This window comes from Streptomyces apocyni (genome assembly GCF_009739465.1).
GTDB lineage: Bacteria > Actinomycetota > Actinomycetes > Streptomycetales > Streptomycetaceae > Streptomyces > Streptomyces apocyni.
The window spans coordinates 187,401-208,020 of the sequence record NZ_WHOM01000044.1; the positions used below are offsets into that span (position 1 = coordinate 187,401).

18 protein-coding genes are annotated in these 20,620 nt (G+C 70.4%); 7 read left to right on the forward strand and 11 right to left on the reverse strand.

Annotated features, from left to right (window positions below; genetic code table 11):
- Positions 1 to 5: 5 nt before the first annotated feature.
- Together GCN81_RS09940 and GCN81_RS09945 are read right to left on the reverse strand one after the other, a co-directional pair.
- Complete coding sequence (locus tag GCN81_RS09940; protein ID WP_156723790.1) at positions 6 to 1,370, reverse strand: FAD-dependent oxidoreductase; 1,365 nt, start codon at positions 1,368 to 1,370, stop codon at positions 6 to 8.
- A gap of 192 nt (positions 1,371 to 1,562) precedes the next feature.
- Entirely contained in the window at positions 1,563 to 1,985 is a 423-nt protein-coding gene (locus GCN81_RS09945; RefSeq protein ID WP_156723792.1) for a secondary thiamine-phosphate synthase enzyme YjbQ, read from the reverse strand.
- A gap of 109 nt (positions 1,986 to 2,094) precedes the next feature.
- Here GCN81_RS09945 and GCN81_RS09950 point away from each other — a divergent pair, with 109 nt between their 5' ends.
- Positions 2,095 to 3,258, forward strand: coding sequence for an NAD(P)-binding domain-containing protein (locus GCN81_RS09950; protein WP_231626584.1), 1,164 nt, complete (start codon positions 2,095 to 2,097; stop codon positions 3,256 to 3,258).
- 45 nt (positions 3,259 to 3,303) lie between these two features.
- Here GCN81_RS09950 and mltG read toward each other — a convergent pair whose 3' ends face one another.
- Positions 3,304 to 4,188 carry an endolytic transglycosylase MltG gene (mltG, locus tag GCN81_RS09955; RefSeq protein WP_156723794.1) on the reverse strand — a complete coding sequence of 295 codons (885 nt, stop codon included), beginning with the start codon at positions 4,186 to 4,188 and terminating at the stop codon, positions 3,304 to 3,306.
- A gap of 43 nt (positions 4,189 to 4,231) precedes the next feature.
- On the reverse strand, positions 4,232 to 6,034 hold the full coding sequence (locus tag GCN81_RS09960) for an ABC transporter ATP-binding protein (protein WP_156723796.1): 1,803 nt from the start codon (positions 6,032 to 6,034) through the stop codon (positions 4,232 to 4,234).
- 137 nt (positions 6,035 to 6,171) lie between these two features.
- Here GCN81_RS09960 and GCN81_RS09965 point away from each other — a divergent pair, with 137 nt between their 5' ends.
- Positions 6,172 to 6,636, forward strand: a complete 465-nt coding sequence (locus GCN81_RS09965) for a MarR family winged helix-turn-helix transcriptional regulator (protein WP_156723798.1) — start codon at positions 6,172 to 6,174, stop codon at positions 6,634 to 6,636.
- Positions 6,637 to 6,989: 353 nt separating this feature from the next.
- Here GCN81_RS09965 and GCN81_RS09970 read toward each other — a convergent pair whose 3' ends face one another.
- Positions 6,990 to 7,781 (reverse strand): L,D-transpeptidase family protein, encoded by a 792-nt coding sequence (locus GCN81_RS09970; RefSeq protein ID WP_156723800.1) that lies wholly within the window; start codon positions 7,779 to 7,781, stop codon positions 6,990 to 6,992.
- Between the two features lie 203 nt (positions 7,782 to 7,984).
- On the opposite strand from GCN81_RS09970, the gene GCN81_RS09975 reads away from it, so the two are divergent.
- Both GCN81_RS09975 and GCN81_RS09980 read left to right on the forward strand, forming a co-directional pair.
- Positions 7,985 to 9,880: an ABC transporter transmembrane domain-containing protein gene (locus tag GCN81_RS09975; RefSeq protein ID WP_156723802.1), complete on the forward strand. Its 1,896-nt coding sequence runs from the start codon at positions 7,985 to 7,987 to the stop codon at positions 9,878 to 9,880.
- Positions 9,877 to 11,658, forward strand: coding sequence for an ABC transporter ATP-binding protein (locus tag GCN81_RS09980; RefSeq protein ID WP_156723804.1), 1,782 nt, complete (start codon positions 9,877 to 9,879; stop codon positions 11,656 to 11,658). Before GCN81_RS09975 ends, GCN81_RS09980 begins: the two co-directional genes overlap by 4 nt.
- Positions 11,659 to 11,752: 94 nt before the next feature.
- On the opposite strand, the gene GCN81_RS09985 is transcribed toward GCN81_RS09980, so the two are convergent.
- Positions 11,753 to 12,547: a metal-dependent hydrolase gene (locus tag GCN81_RS09985; protein WP_156723806.1), complete on the reverse strand. Its 795-nt coding sequence runs from the start codon at positions 12,545 to 12,547 to the stop codon at positions 11,753 to 11,755.
- Between the two features lie 83 nt (positions 12,548 to 12,630).
- On the opposite strand from GCN81_RS09985, the gene GCN81_RS09990 reads away from it, so the two are divergent.
- Both GCN81_RS09990 and GCN81_RS09995 read left to right on the forward strand, forming a co-directional pair.
- Positions 12,631 to 15,204, forward strand: coding sequence for a DEAD/DEAH box helicase (locus tag GCN81_RS09990; protein ID WP_156723808.1), 2,574 nt, complete (start codon positions 12,631 to 12,633; stop codon positions 15,202 to 15,204).
- 62 nt (positions 15,205 to 15,266) lie between these two features.
- Positions 15,267 to 16,157: an acyl-CoA thioesterase gene (locus tag GCN81_RS09995; RefSeq protein ID WP_156723810.1), complete on the forward strand. Its 891-nt coding sequence runs from the start codon at positions 15,267 to 15,269 to the stop codon at positions 16,155 to 16,157.
- 50 nt (positions 16,158 to 16,207) lie between these two features.
- Here the strand turns inward: GCN81_RS09995 and GCN81_RS10000 are convergent, their stop codons facing one another.
- From GCN81_RS10000 to GCN81_RS10010, 3 genes are read right to left on the reverse strand one after another with little or no spacing between them, the layout of a single operon-like run.
- A complete protein-coding gene (locus tag GCN81_RS10000) occupies positions 16,208 to 16,609 on the reverse strand; it encodes a DnaJ family domain-containing protein (protein ID WP_156723812.1) in 402 nt (133 codons plus the stop codon).
- Between the two features lie 40 nt (positions 16,610 to 16,649).
- The gene (locus GCN81_RS10005; RefSeq protein ID WP_156723814.1) at positions 16,650 to 17,825 is read right to left on the reverse strand and encodes a D-alanyl-D-alanine carboxypeptidase family protein; all 1,176 of its coding nucleotides are present in this window, start codon (positions 17,823 to 17,825) and stop codon (positions 16,650 to 16,652) included.
- Positions 17,822 to 18,910 (reverse strand): DUF6397 family protein, encoded by a 1,089-nt coding sequence (locus GCN81_RS10010; RefSeq protein ID WP_197287551.1) that lies wholly within the window; start codon positions 18,908 to 18,910, stop codon positions 17,822 to 17,824. Before GCN81_RS10010 ends, GCN81_RS10005 begins: the two co-directional genes overlap by 4 nt.
- A 179-nt stretch (positions 18,911 to 19,089) precedes the next feature.
- On the opposite strand from GCN81_RS10010, the gene GCN81_RS10015 reads away from it, so the two are divergent.
- Positions 19,090 to 19,518: a PPOX class F420-dependent oxidoreductase gene (locus tag GCN81_RS10015; RefSeq protein ID WP_156723816.1), complete on the forward strand. Its 429-nt coding sequence runs from the start codon at positions 19,090 to 19,092 to the stop codon at positions 19,516 to 19,518.
- A gap of 35 nt (positions 19,519 to 19,553) precedes the next feature.
- On the opposite strand, the gene GCN81_RS10020 is transcribed toward GCN81_RS10015, so the two are convergent.
- A complete protein-coding gene (locus GCN81_RS10020; RefSeq protein ID WP_156723818.1) occupies positions 19,554 to 20,159 on the reverse strand; it encodes a GTP-binding protein in 606 nt (201 codons plus the stop codon).
- Complete coding sequence (locus GCN81_RS10025) at positions 20,140 to 20,562, reverse strand: DUF742 domain-containing protein (protein WP_156723820.1); 423 nt, start codon at positions 20,560 to 20,562, stop codon at positions 20,140 to 20,142. The genes GCN81_RS10020 and GCN81_RS10025 overlap by 20 nt, the downstream gene beginning before the upstream one ends.
- Between the last annotated feature and the right edge of the window lie 58 nt (positions 20,563 to 20,620).

The window sequence follows — 20,620 nt, forward strand, 5'->3', positions numbered from 1 at the left end:
CGGGTTCAGGCGCCGCTTGCCTTCAGCATTTCCTCGCGCTCGACGAGCTTGACGCGCGCGCGGCCCTGCGGTTCGCCGAGGGCCTTCTCCGCGGCGTCCAGCTGGTACCAGCCCTGCCAGGTGGTGAAGCGGACGTTCCGCTCGCCCAGGAACGCGTCCACGGCCTCCGGGTCGGGCGCAGTGGGGGTGTGCAGGCGGCCGTTGGTGTGGTCGTCCAGGAGGTTGGCGACCGTCTCGTTGGCGTCACCCTTGGTGTGGCCGATCAGACCCACCGGGCCGCGGCGGATCCAGCCCGTGACGTACGTCGACTGGAGGTGCTCGCCGGTGTCCTCGATCACCCGGCCGCCCTCGTCGGGGACCGTGCCGGTCGTGACGTCCCAGGGCAGCTTGGGGAGCTCGTCGGAGAGGTAGCCGACGGCGCGGTAGACGGCGGTGACGTCCCAGTCCTTGAACTCTCCGGTGCCCTTGACGTTGCCGGTGCCGTCCAGCTCGGTGCGCTCCGTGCGCAGGCCGACGACCTGGCCGTCCTCGCCGAGGATCTCGGTCGGCGACTCGAAGAAGTGCAGGAACAGCTTGTGGGGCCGGTCGCCTACGTCGCGGATGGCCCAGTTCTCCAGCGTCTTGGCGACCATGTCGGCCTGCTTGTTGCCGCGCCGGGTCGCGATCGAGCCGTCGTCGTAGTCGATGTCCTCGGGGTCGACGATGACCTCGATGTTCGGGGAGTGGTCCAGCTCCCGCAGCTCCATCGGGCTGAACTTCGCCTGCGCCGGGCCACGGCGGCCGAAGACGTGGACCTCCAGGGCCTTGTTGGCCTTGATGCCGTCGTAGACGTTCGCCGGGATCTCGGTCGGCAGCAGTTCGTCCGCCGTCTTGGCCAGGATGCGGGCCACGTCGAGCGCGACGTTGCCGACGCCGAGGACGGCGACCTTCTCCGCCTCAAGCGGCCAGGTCCGCGGAACGTCGGGGTGCCCGTCGTACCAGGAGACGAAGTCCGCCGCGCCGTACGAGCCGTCGAGGTCGATACCCGGGATGTCGAGCGCCCGGTCGGCCGTCGCGCCCGTCGAGAAGATCACGGCGTCGTAGAAGGCACGCAGGTCGTCCAGGCTGATGTCCTTCGGGTAGTCGACGTTGCCGAAGAGGCGGATCTGCGGCTTGTCGAGCACCTGGTGCAGGGCGGTGATGATGCCCTTGATGCGCGGGTGGTCGGGGGCGACGCCGTAGCGGATCAGCCCGAAGGGGGCCGGCATCCGCTCGAAGAGGTCGATGGACACACCGGGCTCGTCAGCCACTGCGGACTTCAGCAGCGCGTCGGCGGCGTAGATGCCAGCGGGACCGGCTCCGACAATGGCTACCCGCAGAGGGCGAGGCATGTTCAGGTTTCCCTTCGAGCGGGGGAGGGGGACTCGACGGGAAGCCTAAACTAAGGCAAACCTAAGCTAGTAGCCGGGTCGCATCTATGACCTCATAAGCCCACCTTATGGGTTGTCGCCCCGGAGAACTCAGCCGCACCTGGCACGTTCCGGCCGAAGGGGTAGCAGTCGGCCGGAGGGCCGGCACCGGAGCTACCCGAGGAACGACAGACGGACCTGGCGGTCAGCGTTGTCCTTGTTCGTGTCGACCAAGCAGACCGATTGCCAGGTGCCGAGTTCCAGGGTGCCGTCGACGACCGGGAGGGTGGCGTGCGGGGGCACCAGGGCTGGGAGGACATGGTCCCGGCCGTGGCCGGGGCTGCCGTGGTCGTGGTGCCAGCGGTCGTCGGCGGGGAGCAGGGTGCGCAGGGCGGCGAGCAGGTCGTCATCGCTGCCCGCGCCCGTTTCGATCACCGCGATTCCGGCGGTGGCGTGCGGGACGAACACGTTCAGGAGTCCGTCGCGGCCGGCCGCCGCCTCCCTGAGGAAGGCCTCGCAGTCGCGGGTGAGGTCGACGACCGTCTCCGTGGAGCCCGTGGTGAGGTGCAGGACGCGGGTGGCGAAGGCATCGGACATGGGGTCATCTTCGCACCGGAGGACCCCAGGCCGCACCGGTGGCAGCGTACGCGTACGCGTGCGGGAGAAACGCGGGAAGAACGGGGCCTCCGGTCGAGTTAGTAGAAGCGTGAACAATACCGGGGCAGCAGACGCGGCACAGGACGTCGAGGTCGTGGTGATCGGTGCCGGACAGGCCGGGCTGTCCGCCGCGCACCATCTGCGGCGTACGGGGTACCGGCCGGGGCGCGACTTCGTCGTACTCGACCACTCCCCTCGGCCGGGGGGCGCCTGGCAGTTCCGGTGGCCAACGCTGACCTACGGCAAGGTGCACGGGATGCATGCGCTGCCGGGCATGGAGCTGACGGGGGCGGACGAGGCGCGGCCCTCGTCCGAGGTGATCGGCGAGTACTTCGCCGCGTATGAGCGTGTCTTCGATCTGCGGGTGCGACGGCCGGTCGATGTGCGGGCGGTCCGCGAGGGCGTGGGCGGGCGGCTGCTCGTGGAGACCACCGGCGGGGCGTGGTCGACCCGGGCACTGATCAATGCGACGGGCACCTGGGACCGGCCGTTCTGGCCCCGCTACCCGGGCCAGGAGACCTTTCGGGGGCGGCAGTTGCACACCGCGCAGTACCCGGGGCCCGGGGAGTTTGCCGAGCAGCGGGTCGTCGTGGTGGGAGGTGGCTCGTCCGGGGTACAGCATCTGCTGGAGATCGCGCCGTACGCGGCTCAGACGACCTGGGTGACACGGCGCGAACCGGTGTTCCACGACGGTCCGTTCGACGCCGAGCAGGGGCGGGCCGCCGTGGCTCTGGTGGACGAGCGGGTGCGGCGGGGGCTGCCGCCGCGCAGCGTCGTCTCGGTGACCGGGCTACCGGTGACCGAGGCGGTACGACAGGGACGCGCGGACGGGACGCTGGACCGGCTGCCCCTGTTCGACCGGATCACCCCGGACGGCGTGGAGTGGGCCGACGGGCGGCGCGTGGCGGCCGACGTGATTCTGTGGGCCACCGGGTTCCGGGCCGTGATCGACCACCTGGCGCCCCTGCGCCTGCGGGAACGGGGTGGCGGCATCCAGGTCGAGGGCACCCGCGCGGTCCGCGACCCCCGCGTCCACCTGGTGGGATACGGGCCTTCGGCCAGCACCATCGGCGCCAACCGTGCCGGGCGGGCCGCGGTGCGGGACATCCGCGGCCTGCTGAACGGCGACCAGGACCGGGACCGGCACGGGGGCCGGGAGCGCGTGGTCAGGGAGCGCCTGGTCAGGGAGCCAGAGCCGGAGTCGGTGGCGTGAGGTACGCCCGGGGGCGCTCCCGGTGCGCGGCGCGGCCGGGACAGGTCAGTACGCCGCGCTCGCTTCCTTGGCGTCCTGGGTGCCCTTCTCGGACTTGCGGTTGCGGTTGAACTCGTCGACATGGCGCTGGTGTTCCGCGTAGTCCGCGGTGAAGCGGGTGTCGCCCGGCTTCACCGTGACAAAGTACAGCCAGTCCCCCTCCGTGGGATGGAGCGCCGCCTTGACCGCGTCGTCACCGGGGTTGGCGATCGGGGTCGGCGGAAGGCCCAACCGCTCGTAGGTGTTGTACGGGCTCTCGATCTTGGTATCCGCCCTGCTGGTGTCCAGCGTGGAGCGGTTCAGGGCGTAATTGATCGTGGAATCCATCTGGAGTGGCATGCCGTGGTCGAGCCGGTTGTAGACGACACGGGCGACCTTCCCCATGTCCTCCTTCGTCTCGGCCTCGGCCTGCACGATGCTCGCGATGGTGACGATCTGGTACACGGACACCGCGTTACGGTCGGCGCCCTGGATGACCGCGTCGGCGCCCCATCTCTTGTTGGCGGTGTTGACCATGAACGAGAGCAGCGAAGCAGGCGTCGACTGGCCGCCGATCGGATACGTGGCCGGGAAGAGATACCCCTCCGGGTTACCGTCGGCGTCGTCGGGCAGCTTCAGGCCAGCCTTGCCCTCCTTACCCGCAGCCTTGTCCGCGGCCTTCTTCGCGGTGCCCGCCGGTACGTCGAGGGCCTTGTCGATCGCCTCGTACACCTGGTTGCTGCGCCAGCCCTCGGGGATCAGCAGGGACTCGGGCCTCTTGTCGTCTTCACCGCGGAGCAGCAGGGGCACGGCTACCGCCGTCGCGACCACGACCGCCGTGGTCGTCAGCAGCACCACCCAGCCACGGCGGGTGAGCCGGATCTTGCCCTGACGCGGACTGTTGATCTGCATGTCGGCACGTTAACGCGGGGCTACCGATAAACGCGGCATATCGTCATTTTGCGGTCTCAAGTTGAGCATCTCGGCGGACGAGCGCGGCGTATCGGCCGTTCTGCTCCATGAGCACCTCGTGGGTGCCGCGCTCGGCTAGGCGACCGGAGTCGAGCACGACGATCTGGTCCGCGCCGCGCACGGTGGAGAGGCGGTGCGCGATGGTGAGCGTGGTGCGGTGGGCCGACAGGGTGTCGATCGCCTGCTGGACCGCCTGCTCGGTACGGGTGTCCAGGGCGCTGGTCGCCTCGTCCAGGATGAGGACAGGCGGGTCTCGCAGGATGGTGCGGGCGATCGCCAGGCGCTGCTTCTCACCTCCGGAGAAGCGGTGGCCGCGCTCGCCGACGACCGTGTCGTATCCGTCAGGCAGTGCGGCGATGTGGTCGTGGATCTGGGCCGCGCGTGCCGCCGCGTAGAGCTCCTCGTCGGTGGCGTCGGGCTTGGCGAACCTTAGATTCTCGGCGACCGAGGCGTGGAAGAGGTAGGTCTCCTGCGAGACGACGCCGATCGACCGGGCCAGGGTGTCGAAGTCCAGGTCGCGCACGTCCACGCCGTCGAGCGTGACGCGGCCGTGGGTGACGTCGTACAGCCGGGGCACCAGATGGCTCAGGGTGGACTTGCCCGAGCCGGTGGGACCGACGACGGCCAGGCTGCCACCCGCGGGGATGTGCAGGTCGATGGCGTCGAGTATCGGGCCGCTGGTGTCGTCGTAGTGGAAGGCGACGCCTTCGAAGCGGACGTCGCCCTTGACCGTGCCGAGCCGGACGGGCCGCTCGGGTTCGGTGATGTCGACCGGCAGGTCCAGGTACTCGAAGATGCGCTGGAAGAGCGCGAGCGAGGCCTGGATCTGCACTCCGGTGGAGAGCAGGCTGACGGTCGGCCGGAACAGCCCCTGCTGAAGCGAGACAAACGCGACCAGGGTGCCCAGCGAGATCTGCGGTCCACCCATCTGGAGGGCGATGCCCGCCGCCCAGTAGATGACCGCGGGCATCGCGGCCATCACGATGCCGATGACAGACATCCGCCAGCGCCCCGCCATGCTGGAGCGCACCTCGAGGTCGATCAGGCGCCCGGACTCGGTGGCGAAGGAGTGGGTGAGCGAGTCGGACCGGCCCATGGTCCGGCCGAGCAGGATGCCACTCACGGAGAGCGACTCGGTGACCGTGGCGGCCATCGCCGCCATCTGCTTCTGCCGCTGGGTGGTGATCCGCTTGCGCTCCCGGCCCACGCGCCGACTGATCCAGACGAACACGGGCAGCAGGAGCAGCGAGACGACAGTGAGGCGCCAGTCGAGTACCAGCATCGCGGCGACGGTGGCGACGACACTCGTCAGGTTGGAGACCAGCGAGGTGGCCGTCGAGGTGACCGTCGCCTGCATGCCGCCGATGTCGTTGGCGATGCGGGACTGCACCTCCCCGGTGCGGGTCCGGGTGAAGAAGGCGAGCGACATGCGCTGCAGCCGACCGTAGACCGCGGTGCGCAGATCGTGCATGACGCGCTGGCCGACCGTCGTGGAGATCAGCGTCTGCACGACACCGAAGACGCTGGTGAGCACGGCACCGAGGACCATGCCGAGGGCGAGCAGGCTGAGCAGCGCGGTCCTGCCCTCGGGAATCGCGGTGTCGAGGATCTCCTTCAGCAGGAACGGCGTGGCGACCGAGACCAGAGAAGAGGCGCCGACCAGCAGGCCGACCACGGCCAGGCGGCCGCGATAGGGGCGGAAAAGCCCGAAGATGCGCCGCAGTTGGCGGGGCTCGTCGGGATCGAGTGGTGGCGGGACCCACTCGGGGGCGTCAGCGGGGTGCACAGGCGGCTCCTTGAGGACGTGAGCATGAAGGGTGAGACGTAGGGACTCCTGCGGGGTGTGGAATCGATCACCGCCAGGGGAGCATAGCTCATTGTTACCTATATGCACAATGAGTACTGTCCTGATACGCTCCGGGCATGACAACGGGCCCGACATCCCCCGACCCCGACAGCCTGCTCGCCGAGCAGCTCCTGCGGCTCACGCGACGGCTGCACCGCATCCACAAGCGCCACCTCGAGCAGTCCGGCATCGGCCTCACTCCGGCCCAGTCCCGGCTGCTGCGCACCGTCGTGCACTACGACGCCCCACCCCGGATGGCGGACCTGGCCCAGCGCCTTGAGGTGGTCCCGCGCGCCGTGACCACCCTGGTCGACGGCCTGGAAGCCAGCGGCTGTGTGCGCCGGGTACCCGACCCGGCCAACCGCCGGGTGATAAGGATCGAGCTCACCGACACCGGCCGCGCGGCCCTGGACAAGCTCCGCGCCGCGCGCCGGGGTGCGGCGGAGGAGATCCTGGCTCCCCTGGCCACCGAGCAACGGGAGGTGTTCGGTGGCCTGTTGTCCGCTCTGCTGGACAGCCCTGGCGGCACCGAGCAGTGCTGAGAACCAGCGCTGATCGGCCACAAGCAGATCGGCCACAAGCAGTAGCCGACGATGCCGCGTCCAGGCGTGTGCTCGGAGAAGCCGGAGGACGGGCCTGCCGTCTGCTCGCCCCGCACACCCCGTGTGAATCGCACGCACACCCCGGTCAGGCGCGCGCCCTCGCGGTGGCCGAAACCATGCGGTCCACTAGGACATACGCACCGCGCGCTCCCGGCCTCTTCCGCGCGGTGCCGGGCCGCTGATCCCGTCCTCTCGCCAGCGGCCCGATGCGCCCGGGGCGTCCGCGCGCGCCGCCGGAGTCCAGCCGCCCGGCCGCCGCGCCCCCACCGCCCTGGGCGCGTACGGGCCTCACGTCAGCCTTTGCGCAGGTGCGCCTTGTCGCCCATCACCACGACCGGGTGCTGCCCCGGGTCGAGAGTGCGCAGCAGGTATTCCATGGCTGGTTTGGCGAGGCTGACGCAGCCGGATGTGCCGCTGCCGTGGTCCAGGTGCAGCCAGATCGAGCCGCCCTTGGACTGGCCTTCAGGCCGGGTCGGGTCGTTGGGTGGGGTGCCCTTGACACGGTTGTAGTCGATGGCGATGACCAGGTCGAAGTCGTACCAGTGCGTCTTCGGCCAAGAGCGCGGGGCGGCGAAGGCCGGGGATCGGGTGTACGGGAGACGGGCACCCGGGGCGTCGAGCACCCCGCCCGCGTCGGTCAGCGTGAACACGCCTACCGGGCTGCGGTTGTCGTCCTCGCGATGGTCGGGGGTCCAGCCCTTCTTGCCGTTGTGGGCGGGCCAGCTGCGCGTCAGGTCCCAGGTCGAACCGTGCTTGGTGTAGAGGACGGCGGTCGCGTCGGCGGAGTTCTCGCCCTCGCCGTAGACCGCGAGCACCTGACGGGAGCGGTCCGGTATCCGCTGGTGCAGGCGGTCGCCGACGTCGGGGATGCGGGTGAGGTCTGTGGTGCGCTGCTCGGGGGTGGGTTTGGGGGTGGGTTTGGGGGTGGGTTCGGTGTTCGGCGTTGCTGGTGTTGTTCGTGGTGACGGCCCACTTCGCTCTGTCCCGCCGTCCGAACCGCCGCTCGCCACGCCGCCACAGGAGGTGAGGGCCACACCGCAGGCGAGGGCCGCGATCACGGAGCGCACCGTGCCGGATATCCGCATACGGACCATGGTCGCACCCTGCGCACGGCCCGGCTCGGCCCGCTGCCCCCGGTCGGCCCGGGCCGAATCCGCTCTGTGCGCTGTCCGGAAACGGAAAAACCGTTTGCTTTCCTCCTGGGCCGAGCGCCAGCCTTGCACGGTTTCCCTTTCGCGCTTTCCCCCCACAACCGCCCGAACACGCCGTCACCGAGCCCTGGGATGTCATGCAGATCCGTCACCTTCCGTACGCCGATCCGGGAGTGCCCGACACCCGGTCAGGCATGAAGTTCCTGCTGTGGCTCGCGCGGAATCAGCTGGCTGGGCAGTTCAAGTCGCTGGGCTGGGGACTGCTGCACTTCTCCGCCGTGATGGCGCTGCCGTTCTGCGTCGGCTTCGCCGTGCAGGCCGTCGTGGACGGCTCCGGCAGGCGGCTGGCGCTGGCGGGCGGGCTGATCGTGCTGAGCGGGCTCGCCATCGCGCTCGGCGACACGATGCTGCACCGTACGGCCGTCACCAACTGGATCACCGCGTCGGCCCGCGTCCAGCAACTGCTGGCCCGCAGGACGGCGCTGCTCGGCGCGGCGCTGACCCGTCGGGTCGCCGCGGGTGAGGTGATCGCGGTGTCCACCGGGGACGTGGAGAAGATCGGCTGGTTCGTCGAGGCGCTGTCGCGGTTCGCCGCCGCGGCTGTCACGGTCGTGCTGGTCTGTGTGGGACTCACCGTGTACCAGCCCTCGCTCGGTGTCGTGGTCGCCGTGGGCGTACCCCTGCTGGCGCTTGGTGCGCTGCCGTTGCTGCCGAGGGCGGCCGGGCTCGCGGACATCCAGCGTGGAAAGGCGGGCAAGGCCACCGAGTTGGCCTCGGACACCGTCGCGGGGCTGCGGGTGCTGCGTGGCATCGGCGGCGAGGAGCTGTTCCTGAGCCGTTATCAGCGGGCCTCACAGGAGGTGCGTAAGGCAGCCGTCCGCAGTGCTGGCATGTGGTCACTCATTTCCGCGATCCAGGTGCTGCTGCCTGGCCTGCTGCTGATCACCGTGGTCTGGTACGGCGTCAGTCTGGTGCGCGATGGCCGGATCTCGCTCGGTGAACTGGTCGCCGTCTACAGCGCGGTGATGCTGCTGTCCTATCCGTTGCGGCACTTCGAGGAGATCGCGATGGCGTACTCCTTCTCCCGGCCGTCGGCCGCCCGCGCCGCCCGGGTGCTGTCCCTGGAGCGACCGTCGTACGGGAACGAGGGCGGCGCCCAGGAGGCGGCTACGGAACCGCGTGGTGACCTGTACGACCCGACCACCGGACTGCTGGCGCCCTCCGGGCGGTTCACCGCCGTGGTCTGCGGCGACCCGGACGAGGCGGGCCGCCTCGCCGAGCGGCTCGGCGGGCATGCCGCGCTCGAGGAGCACGCGGAGCCCGTGCCGTCCGCGCTGCTCGGCGGTGTCGCCCTGGACGAACTGCCGTTGGACGCGGCCCGGAGCGCCGTACTGGTCCAGGACAAGGACCCGGTGCTGCTGTCCGGGACGCTCCGGGAGCTCCTGGACGTACCGGCATCGGGCCAGGTGTCCGCGCGGGAGGCGCTGGCCGCGGCCGAGTGCGCCGACGTGCTGGACGCCCTCAGCCAGGCCGCGGTGGACGACGATCCCATGGAGGCGCCGATCACCGAGCGCGGCCGCTCGCTGTCCGGTGGCCAGCGTCAGCGCCTGGCGCTGGCCCGCTCGCTGGTGACCGACCCCGAGGTGCTGGTGCTCGACGAGCCGACATCGGCCGTCGACTCGCACACGGAGGCGCGGGTCGCCGAGGGGGTGCGGGCGCTGCGCAAGGGACGTACGACCGTGGTGTTCTCCTCGTCGCCGCTGCTGCTCGACCGCGCGGAGCGGGTCGTTCTCGTCCATGAGGGCGAGGTCGCGGCGACCGGCACCCACCGCGAACTCGTGCGCACACACGCGCGGTACCGGGCGGTGGTCACCCGCGAGACCGAGGCGGAGCAGGCCGCCACGGAGCGAGCCGCCGCCGACACCCCTGAAACGGCCGACACCAACGGCAACGGCAACGGCAACGGATCGGCGTACACCAGCGAACTGCGTATCACGTTCGACGACGCCTACGACATCGAGGAGACGGCATGATCGGCGTGGCGCCACCGGAATACGATCCGGCGGCCCCCAAGTCCGCGACCACCCTGCCAGTGGGCGGCCCGGCGACCGTACGGGCCTACGTAGGCGAGCTGTTGCGGCGGCACCGCCGCTCCTTCCTGGTGCTCATCGGGGTCAACGTGGTCGCCGTGGTCGCGTCGATGGTCGGGCCTTCGCTCCTCGGCCCGCTCGTCGAGAAAGCGGCCGATGGCACGTCGGACCTTCATCTGGAGCGCTCCGTGGCGCTGTTCGCGCTCGCGCTGGTCGTCCAGGCGTTCTTCGTCCGGCTGGTCCGGCTGCGCGGTGCGATGCTCGGCGAGCAGATGCTGGCGGATCTGCGCGAGGACTTTCTCGTACGGTCCGTGGCGTTGCCGCCCGGCGTGCTGGAGCGGGCCGGTACGGGTGATCTGCTGTCGCGGATCACGACCGACATCGACCGGCTGGCGAACGCGATGCGCGAGGCGGTGCCGCAGCTGACGATCGGCGTGGTGTGGATCGCCCTGCTGCTCGGCGGTCTTGTCGTCACCGCGCCGCCGCTGGCACCCGCCGTGCTGCTCGCGGTTCCGCTGCTGGTGGCCGGGTGCCGCTGGTACTTCAAGCGGGCGCCCGGCGCGTACCGGTCGGAGGCCGCGGGGTACGCGGCCGTGGCCGCCGCGCTCGCCGAGACCGTGGACGCCGGACGCACCGTGGAGGCGCACCGGCTCGGCGCGCGCCGGGTCGCGCTGTCGGACCAGCGGATCAAGGAGTGGACGTCCTGGGAGCGGTACACGCTGTCGCTGCGGTCCGTACTGTTCCCGGTCGTCAACCTCACCCATGTGACGGTGCTTGGCTCGGTGCTGATGATCGGTGGCGTGTTCGTCCTGCAGGGCTGGATCGGCGTCGGCCAGCTCACCACGGCCGCACTGATCTCGCAGATGCTGGTCGACCCCGTCGGAATGGTGCTGCGCTGGTACGACGAACTACAAGTAGCCACCGTGTCGTTGGCCCGGCTCGTCGGTGTCCGGGAGATCGAGCCGGACGCGGGCGACGCGTCCTTGGCGCCCGAGGGGCGCGAGGTGCAGGCCGACGCTGTGCACTTCGGGTACCGCGCGGGCGTTGACGTACTGCGTGAGGTGTCCCTGCGGGTCCCGCCCGGTACGCGGATGGCGCTGGTCGGGCCGTCCGGTGCGGGCAAGTCCACGCTGGGGCGGCTGCTCGCGGGGATCTACGCGCCGCGGACCGGCCGGGTGACGCTGGGGGCCGCTGAGCTGTCCGAGATGCCCGCGGAGCGCGTACGTGAGGAGGTGGCCCTGGTCAACCAGGAGCACCACGTCTTCGTGGGGGCGCTACGCGACAACCTGCTGCTGGCCCGGGCGGGCGCCGAGGACGCCGAGCTGTGGGCAGCGCTCGGCGCGGTGGACGCGGACGGCTGGGCGCGGGCCCTGGACGACGGCCTGGACACCGAGGTCGGCTCGGGTGGCGTCGCCCTCACTCCGGCCCAGGCCCAGCAGATCGCCCTGGCCAGGCTCGTACTCGCCGATCCGCACACGCTCGTCCTGGACGAGGCGACCTCGCTGCTCGACCCTCGGGCGGCGCGCCATCTGGAGCGCTCGCTGGCCGGAGTACTCGAAGGGCGCACCGTGGTCGCGATCGCGCACCGGCTGCATACCGCGCATGACGCGGATGTGATCGCGGTGGTCGAGCAGGGCCGGATCAGCGAGCTGGGCAGCCATGACGAACTGGTGGCGGCGGATGGTGCGTACGCGGCGCTCTGGCGGTCCTGGCACGGGTGAGTCTGATGAGTCTGACGGAACGGCGCTGGCCCTCACCCTCACCCTCTGCTTGAGGTTGAGGTTGAGGGCCAGCGCCGTGCACCTACCGCCGGGCTCAGAACAGGTTGAGCGCCAGCACTCCGCATGCTCCTCCGAGCACCATGAACGTCGGCATCAGGATCTTGACCTCGACCCAGCTGCCCGCACGGAACCGCATGATGCGCGGGGTGCCCACCGGGTACCAGCGCCTGCGGCCGATCGGCAGCGGCCACAGGATGGGGCAGCCGGAGACGGTGAGCCCGTCGCCGATGTTGTGCACCATCGCGCCGAGCAGGATCGGCAGACCGAGCCAGGCGTACTCTGGCGCGGTGCCGGTGACGAACCAGTCGGAGCCGTTGCCCGCCTTGTCCAGTACCCCGGCGAGAATCCAGGCGCTGGTCGCGGCCAGCAGCCACACCAGGACCGAAGCGGACGTACCGCGGGTGGCACGCCACATCAGGCCCTCGATGGCCAGCGTCACATGAACGAAGAGAATGCCGAGCACCGCCCAGCGGTCGCCGGTCATGGCGGCGACGGAGAACCCCGCGCCGAGCAGCAGCGCCCAGACCGCGGTGTGGGTGAGCGTACGGTGCCCGCCGCGGCGGACCGGGTCGCCGGGCTTCCGGGTCGCCTTGTAGACGCTGGTGGAGAGCTTGTCGATAAACACGGCCAAGGTCCGCGACAGGGGACCGAAGGACGTGGAGATCGTCGCCGACTTCTGGTCCAGGTCGGGCGCCAGCGCGGCGCCCGCGCAGATCAGCGCGCCGACGACCAGCACGGGCCAGGGCATATCGTGGCCCGTGGCGGCCACGATGGCTCCCACCCCCAGCCAGGCGGCTGCTCCCGACAGTGAGTGTGCTGGACCCATCATGGCCGTTGCCCGCCCTATTCCTCGTACTTCGCGGCCCAGTTGCGCCTGCCCCAAGGCCCAGTCGACGGCACAGCGTAGCGCTTGTGATCTTCGTGCCGACGGCCGGTTCCCTGATCGGCCGGACCGACAGGCAAGATAGGGGGGTGACCCTTATCGATCAGCTGCCGACGACCGCCGACCCCGACGCCCTCTTCGAGGCGTTCTCGACGTGGACGGAGTCTCAGGGCATCGCCCTCTACCCGGCCCAGGAGGAGGCGCTGATCGAGGTGGTCTCCGGGGCCAACGTCATCCTGTCCACGCCGACCGGCTCGGGCAAGAGCCTGGTCGCGGCGGGGGCGCACTTCACGGCACTGGCGCAGGACAAGGTCACCTTCTATACGGCGCCGATCAAGGCCCTGGTGTCGGAGAAGTTCTTCGACCTGTGCAAGCTCTTCGGCACCGAGAACGTCGGCATGCTGACCGGCGACGCGTCGGTGAACTCCGACGCGCCCGTGATCTGCTGCACCGCCGAGGTCCTGGCCTCCATCGCGCTGCGGGACGGCAAGGACGCCGACATCGGCCAGGTCGTGATGGACGAGTTCCACTTCTACGCGGAGCAGGACCGCGGCTGGGCCTGGCAGATCCCCATCCTGGAGCTGCCGCAGGCACAGTTCATCCTGATGTCGGCGACGCTCGGCGATGTCTCGATGTTCGAGCAGGACCTCACGCGCCGCACCGGCCGGGAGACGTCGGTGGTGCGCTCCGCGACGCGCCCGGTCCCGCTGTCGTACGAGTACCGGCTGACCCCGATCACCGAGACCCTGACCGAGCTGCTTGAGACCAAGCAGGCGCCGGTCTACATCGTGCACTTCACGCAGGCGCAGGCCGTGGAGCGGGCCCAGTCGCTGATGAGCATCAACATGTGCAGCAAGGCCGAGAAGGAGCAGATCGCCGACCTGATCGGTAACTTCCGGTTCACTACCAAGTTCGGCCGCAACCTCTCCCGTTATGTACGGCACGGTATCGGCGTGCACCACGCGGGCATGCTGCCCAAGTACCGTCGGCTGGTGGAGAAGCTGGCCCAGGCCGGTCTGCTGAAGGTCATCTGCGGTACGGACACCCTCGGCGTCGGCGTCAACGTCCCGATCCGTACGGTGCTGTTCACGGCTCTGGCGAAGTACGACGGCAACCGCGTGCGGGTGCTGCGGGCTCGCGAGTTCCACCAGATCGCCGGGCGTGCCGGGCGTGCGGGGTTCGACACGGCGGGACTGGTGGTCGCCCAGGCGCCCGAGCATGTGATCGAGAACGAGAAGGCCCTGGCCAAGGCGGGCGACGACCCGAAGAAGCGCCGCAAGGTGGTGCGTAAGAAGGCCCCCGAGGGGTTCGTCGGATGGTCCGAGAGCACCTTCGAGAAGCTGATCGGCGCCGAGCCGGAGCCGCTGACGTCCCGCTTCCGGGTCACCCACACCATGCTGCTCGCGGTGATCGCCCGCCCGGGCAACGCCTTCGTCGCGATGCGCAGGCTGCTTGAGGACAACCACGAGCCGCGCCGCAACCAGCTGCGGCACATCCGCCGTGCCATCGCGATCTACCGCTCGCTGCTCGACGGAGGCGTCGTCGAAAAGCTGGACACGCCGGACGCCGAAGGCCGGATCGTCCGTCTCACGGTCGATCTGCAGCAGGACTTCGCGCTCAACCAGCCGCTGTCCACCTTCGCACTGGCCGCCTTCGACCTGCTGGAGCCCGAGTCACCGTCGTACGCCCTGGACATGGTGTCCGTCGTGGAGTCCACCCTGGACGATCCGCGGCAGATCCTGGCGGCCCAGCAGAACAAGGCGCGCGGCGAGGCCGTCGGCGCGATGAAGGCGGACGGCGTCGAGTACGAGGAGCGGATGGAGCGGCTCCAGGACATCACGTATCCCAAGCCGCTGGAGGAACTGCTCTTCCACGCGTACGACCTGTACCGCCACAGCCACCCGTGGGTCGGCGACCATCCGCTGTCGCCGAAGTCGGTGATCCGCGATATGTACGAGCGGGCGCTGACCTTCACGGAGTTCACCTCGTACTACGAGCTGGCGCGCACCGAGGGCATCGTGCTGCGGTATCTCGCCAGCGCCTACAAGGCCCTTGAGCACACCGTCCCGGACGACCTCAAGTCCGAGGACCTCCAGGATCTGATCGCCTGGCTGGGTGAGATGGTCCGGCAGGTCGACTCCAGCCTGCTGGACGAGTGGGAGCAGCTCGCCAACCCCGAGGTGATGACGGCCGAGGAGGCCCAGGAGAAGGCTGACCAGGTCAAGCCGGTCACCGCCAACGCCCGGGCGTTCCGGGTCCTGGTGCGCAACGCCATGTTCCGGCGGGTCGAGCTCGCGGCGCTTGACCAGGTCGCGCAGCTGGGCGAACTGGACGCCGAGTCCGGCTGGGACGCGGAGCGGTGGGGCGAGGCGATGGACGCGTACTGGGACGAGTACGAGGACCTGGCCACCGGGCCGGACGCGCGGGGCCCGAAGCTGCTGCGGATCGAGGAGCACCCGGAGGACGGGCTGTGGCGCGTACGGCAGACCTTCGCCGACCCGAACGGCGACCATGACTGGGGTATCAGCGCGGAGGTCGACCTGGTGGCGTCGGACGCCGAGGGCCTCGCCGTCGTCCGGGTGACGGACGTCGGCCAGCTCTGACCTTTCCGTACACGTCCCGCGCACGTCCCGCGCCTCGACACCAAGACCAGCTAGGAGCAGCGATGACGGATTCCGAGACCCAGCCCGCGCCGAACCCCGCCGAGAGACTCGTCGACCTGCTCGATCTGGAGCAGATCGAGGTCAATATCTTCCGTGGCCGCAGCCCGAACGAATCCCTGCAACGGGTCTTCGGCGGGCAGGTCGCGGGCCAGGCCCTGGTCGCCGCGGGCCGGACCACCGACGGGGACCGCCCGGTGCACTCGCTGCACGCGTACTTCCTGCGGCCCGGCCGCCCCGGCGTGCCCATCGTGTACCAGGTCGAGCGGGTGCGGGACGGGCGTTCCTTCACCACGCGCCGGGTGACCGCGGTCCAGCAAGGCCGCACCATCTTCAATCTCACCGCGTCCTACCACCAGCCGGAGGAGGGCACCTTCGAGCACCAGCTGCCGCCGCGACTGGACGCCCCCGACCCCGAGTCGCTGCCGAAAGTCGTCGACGAGATCCGCGAGCATCTGGGCGCGCTGCCAGAACAGTTGGAGCAGATGGCTCGCCGTCAGCCCTTCGACCTGCGCTACGTGGACCGACTGCGCTGGACCTCGGACGAGGTCAAGGACGCGGAGCCGCGCAGCGCCGTGTGGATGCGGGCGGTCGGGCCGCTGGGCGACGACCCGCTCATCCACACCTGCGCGCTGACCTACGCCAGCGACATGACCCTGCTCGACGCGGTCCGCATTCCGATCGAGCCCCTGTGGGGGCAGCGCGGCTTCGACATGGCGTCCCTGGACCACGCGATGTGGTTCCACCGGCCGTTCCGGGCCGATGAGTGGTTCCTGTACGACCAGGAATCCCCCATCGCGACGGGCGGCCGAGGACTGGCTCGCGGCCGCATCTACGACCGCGAGGGACGCCTGCTGGTATCCGTCGTCCAGGAGGGCCTCTTCCGCCCCGCGTGACCAGACCGCCCGACGACTCCCGCCTACGCCCCCTGCCTATGACTCCCTGCCTACGGCTCCCGGCGTGCGCGCCACTCGGCGAGGAGCCGCTCGACGTCGAACGGGGTCAGGCCGAGCGGCGGGCCGGGCAGCGGCCGGGCGAGCGCGGCGCGGATCTTCTCGTTGACCTCCGTCAGCAGCTGGCGGGCCACGCGCTCCGACGGGGCTTGCTCGGCGGCGGCCAGAGCGTCCTCGGCCTCCTTGCGCAGGGCGAGCGTCGGGGGGAGCACGGACATGCCCTCGCGGTGCATCTTCCGCTTGATCCACCACGTCTCGTCATACGGCGCCTCGAGATCAGCGAGCGGCTTCCCAAAGCCCGGCAGCTCCGTGAAGTCGCCGCGCTGTTCCGCCTCGCGGATCTGCTTGTCGACCCATGACTCGTAGCTGACACTCGGCGGCTTGCGTTCGGTCATACTGTGGTCCTTCCCAGCGGGCGAGGCCGGGAAAACCCGCTCACCCCCTCCCAAACGCGCCACGCCGTGCGCGCCACAGCGGCACGGCCACGGCCGCCGCAACGCAGAGCACCCCCGCGAGCGCGCCAACAGCTGGCCACACACCGCCGCTGCCTCCCTTCTCCTCCTCTCGCGCGGCCGCGGACCGAGCCGCGGCCTCGGGGCCCGCCTTCGGGGCCGGTGCTGGCGGTGGTTCCAAGGACCCCACGGGACTCACTCGCCCCGCTGCGGCGAAGCCCCAGTCGAGCAGCGCCCTGGCCTCCGCGTACACGGCGCGGCCGCCGCCCGCCTGCGGGTTCATCACCGAGACCACGAGGGTGCGGTCCTCGCGGCGAGCCGCGGCGATCAGGGTGTGTCCCGCGCGGGAGGTGTAGCCGTTCTTGACCCCGATGATCCCCGGATAGGTCCCCACCCCGTCGGCGCCGGTGAGCAGGCGGTTGGTGTTCTGGATGTCGTAGGACCAGCCGTCGCCGGGGAACTTGGCCACGGCGGTACCGGAGTACTCGACGAACTCCTCCTCGCGCAGCCCGGCGCGGCCGAAGACGGCCAGGTCGTACGCCGAGGAGACCTGACCCGGTGCGTCATAGCCGTCCGGCGACACCACCCGCGTGTTACGGGCGCCCAGCTCCTTGGCTTTGGCGGTCATCCGCGCCGCGGTGTGCTTCCAGCCTCCGTTCATCTCCGCCAGCACATGCACCGCGTCGTTGCCCGAGCTCAGGAACACGCCCCGCCACAGATCCGCCGCGCGGTAGGTGCGCCCCGGAATGATCCCGACCAGGCTGCTGCCGTCCCCGACCCCGGCCAGCTCCTCCTCGGTCACTCGGTGCCGTAGCTCACCAGGCACGTTGGGCAGCGCGGTGAGGGCGAAGAGCGCCTTCAGGGTGCTGGCCGGTGGCAACTGCCGGTGTGCGTCGCGGGCGGCCAGCACCTCGCCGGTGTCGGCGTCGGCCACCAGCCAGGACAGGGCGGACACTCCCCCGGGCAGCTCGGGTGCCCCTCGCCGCGGCCGGACCTGTGTCCCCTCGCGGTCCAGGAGTGGGGAGTCGGCGGCCATCGGTTTTGGTGGCCGTGGCTCGGCGGTGGCCACCGCGGGTGCGGCCGGGACCAGGAGCAGTGCGCCGACGACGAGGGACGCCGTGCCCATCACGGCGGCGCGGGCAGGTGATCTGACTGTCATTCCGTCAACGTAGGAACCTCCTGCCTGGTGTTCGGGGAGGCCCTGCCGACGGCGCGCGCACGGCACCCGGATGCCTCGCCCTTGCCCGCGTTCCGTCGCCGTCGCAACCATCCCAGCGGTCCCCGGGCAGTCGGTGGCCCTGGACCATCCACGGCGGCCGAGGCCGCCTTGGGGACAGTCGGCGGGACAGCACGTGGATCAGCACGTGAATCAGCCCGGGGGTCAGGCGGTGGATCAGGCGGTGAGGCGGCTGTCAGCAGCGGGCGGGCCCCCTGGAGGCGCGGCGCGGGCCGTTCCCTCCTGGCCTGGTCCAGGTCCTGGCTGAGTGTCGTGTGCAGCCACTGGATCTCGTCCGGGTCGTCCGCGACGAGGACCCGTTCGATGACCTGCGCGGAGAGCGCCTCGGGCGCCCCGGATGCGCGGTACGGCGGCGGACCGATCCGCCGCAGGTAGGCACGCTCGTACGGGTCCGGCACGGCCTCGGCCACCTGCGCCGGGTCCAGCACCGACGCGGTGACAGCCGCCCGCTCCCACGCGTCACCGGTCTGACGGGCCAGCAGGTCGCGGCGTCTGCCACGCCAGTTGCGAGCCCGCACGTCCGCGCCCGCCTCCAGGCGCTGCCGAATGGGCTCCGGCGCGGTGCCGGTCAGCAGGGGGCGGTGCTCCTGGGCGAACTCCCGCAAGTCGTCCGCGAGGTAGAGCCAGACCACCGCGCGGTAGCGGTTGAGGTAGAAGCGCGTGGGGACCAGCAGACCCGCCCTGGCCAGACGGGTGAAGCGGCCCGTCGGAATGGCGAGCAGTCCGGCGCCCTCGGTGGTCCCCACCGTCCTGACGCGCTCGCGCAGGGTCTCGGGGAATCCTTCGGCGCTCCGTAGTCGTTCGATCTCCGGGCCCGCGACCCGGCGCGTGCCAGGCTCCGGGCCCGGGACGGTGCGGATATGACCGAGCTGAATCCCCAGTTCGCACTCCCCGCGCCGCAGGTGCAGCTCCCGCGCCGCCCGGCCAAGCGCGTACGACTTCTCGGCTGTCGGTGCCGCACCGGCCAACGCGTCGTCAGCCGTACGGACCTGGGTGTTTCCGACCATGAGGGCCTCCCCCGTGAGGTGGTGGTTACTCTCGGTGAAGACCGTAGCGCGGAAGGGCCTTGCTCCGCTCGGGCCTGTGGATAACTCTGGAACCGCGCCTGTCATCGCAGGTCAGAGGTGACTCGCCCGGTCCTCGCCTGGAGGCCAGGCACGTCGTCCGGGCAGGCATGATGGGGGCCATGGCGCAGAAGATGACCGATGACGCATGGCGGGCCTTTGTCTCGCACGGGACCCGGACCGGCAAGCTCTCCACCGTCCGGGCCGACGGCTCCCCGCATATCGCCCCGATCTGGTTCCTGCTCGACGGCGACCACCTCGTCTTCAACACCGGCGCGGCCACGGTGAAGGGCCGTAACCTCGCTCGTGACGGGCGGATCGCCCTGTGCGTAGACGACGACCGGCCGCCGTTCGCGTTCGTGGTCATCCAGGGCCGGGCCAAGCTAATCGACGACCTCGCCCAGGTGCGTGACGCGGCGACCCGGATCGCGGCCCGCTATATGGGCGCGGAGCGCGCCGAGGAGTTCGGGGCCCGTAACGGCGTGCCCGGAGAACTCCTCGTCCGCGTCACCATCGACAAGGTGCTCGCCCGATCCGGTATCGCGGACTGAGGGCCGAGACCGGATCTGACGGGCTCTCCGGCCTCTCAGCCCACCGTGTCGAGCAGCCGGGCGGTGTGCATCCGCCCGGCGTACTCGACCAAGCGGATCAGCACCTCCTTTCCCGACTCCCGCTCGCGCGCGTCACACAGCACGACCGGCGTTCCCTGGTCGAGGTCGAGGGCACGCGACACCTCCTGAGCGCCGTACGTGCGCGTCCCCGGGAAGCAGTTGACGGCCACCACGAACGGGATACTCCGGTGCTCGAAGTAGTCCACCGCGGGGAAGCAGTCCTCCAGACGCCGGGTGTCCGCGAGGACCACAGCGCCGAGCGACCCCTGCAACAGCTCGTCCCACAGAAACCAGAAGCGGTCCTGGCCCGGCGTCCCGAAGAGGTACAGGGACAGCCCGTCCCTGATGGTGATCCGGCCGAAGTCCATGGCGACCGTCGTGGTGGTCTTCCGCTCCACCTGGCCGATGTCGTCCACCGACTGGCCCAGTTCGCTGAGCTGTTCCTCGGTGCGCAGCGGCCGGATCTCGCTGACCGCGCCCACGAGGGTCGTCTTGCCGACCCCGAAGCCGCCAGCGACGAGGATTTTCAGCGCCAGGGCGGTCGTTTCGTCGCCCGCGCTGTCAGAGCGCTCGGAGCCCATTGATCACTTCTCTCAGGATGCGTTCGTCAGGTAGCTGGGCGGGCGGCACCGGGCGGCTCACCTTGATGCAGGCCAGATTCAGCAGGTCGCCGAGGAGGACGCGTACCACCCCCACGGGCAGATCCGCGCCCGCGGACAGCTCCGCGACCGACTGGGTCTCGCCCCGGCACAGGTCGATGAGCAGCCGGTGTTCGGGGCCGAGTGAGCTGTCGCGCGTCGTGTCGGGGGCGGTGGGGTCCAGGCGTACGAGGGCGATCAGGTCGAAGTGCGCCGCGGTCGGGCCCGCGCTGGTGCGGCCGCCCGTCATCGCGTAGGGGCGGACCAGCGGCCCGGCCTCTGAGTCGTACCACTGACTGCCCGGGTGCGGGCGGTCGGAGTCTTCGATGCCGCGGTGGGTGTTCATGAGGCTGCGCCGCCCCCTTCTGTCATCCGGGGCAACCCGGTCATCGTGCGATGCCACC

Excerpts from the sequence above, each read along its gene's own strand:
- GCN81_RS10015 (WP_156723816.1), top strand. The coding sequence starts at position 19,090 with ATGGCGCAGAAGATGACCGATGACGCATGGCGGGCCTTTGTCTCGCAC.
- GCN81_RS09975 (WP_156723802.1), top strand. The coding sequence starts at position 7,985 with ATGCAGATCCGTCACCTTCCGTACGCCGATCCGGGAGTGCCCGACACC.
- GCN81_RS09965 (WP_156723798.1), top strand. The coding sequence starts at position 6,172 with ATGACAACGGGCCCGACATCCCCCGACCCCGACAGCCTGCTCGCCGAG.
- GCN81_RS10010 (WP_197287551.1), bottom strand. The coding sequence starts at position 18,910 with ATGGTCGGAAACACCCAGGTCCGTACGGCTGACGACGCGTTGGCCGGT.
- GCN81_RS09995 (WP_156723810.1), top strand. The coding sequence starts at position 15,267 with ATGACGGATTCCGAGACCCAGCCCGCGCCGAACCCCGCCGAGAGACTC.
- GCN81_RS09945 (WP_156723792.1), bottom strand. The coding sequence starts at position 1,985 with ATGTCCGATGCCTTCGCCACCCGCGTCCTGCACCTCACCACGGGCTCC.
- GCN81_RS09980 (WP_156723804.1), top strand. The coding sequence starts at position 9,877 with ATGATCGGCGTGGCGCCACCGGAATACGATCCGGCGGCCCCCAAGTCC.
- GCN81_RS09970 (WP_156723800.1), bottom strand. The coding sequence starts at position 7,781 with ATGCGGATATCCGGCACGGTGCGCTCCGTGATCGCGGCCCTCGCCTGC.
- GCN81_RS10000 (WP_156723812.1), bottom strand. The coding sequence starts at position 16,609 with ATGACCGAACGCAAGCCGCCGAGTGTCAGCTACGAGTCATGGGTCGAC.
- GCN81_RS10020 (WP_156723818.1), bottom strand. The coding sequence starts at position 20,159 with ATGGGCTCCGAGCGCTCTGACAGCGCGGGCGACGAAACGACCGCCCTG.
- GCN81_RS09985 (WP_156723806.1), bottom strand. The coding sequence starts at position 12,547 with ATGATGGGTCCAGCACACTCACTGTCGGGAGCAGCCGCCTGGCTGGGG.
- GCN81_RS10025 (WP_156723820.1), bottom strand. The coding sequence starts at position 20,562 with ATGAACACCCACCGCGGCATCGAAGACTCCGACCGCCCGCACCCGGGC.
- mltG (WP_156723794.1), bottom strand. The coding sequence starts at position 4,188 with ATGCAGATCAACAGTCCGCGTCAGGGCAAGATCCGGCTCACCCGCCGT.
- GCN81_RS09940 (WP_156723790.1), bottom strand. The coding sequence starts at position 1,370 with ATGCCTCGCCCTCTGCGGGTAGCCATTGTCGGAGCCGGTCCCGCTGGC.
- GCN81_RS10005 (WP_156723814.1), bottom strand. The coding sequence starts at position 17,825 with ATGACAGTCAGATCACCTGCCCGCGCCGCCGTGATGGGCACGGCGTCC.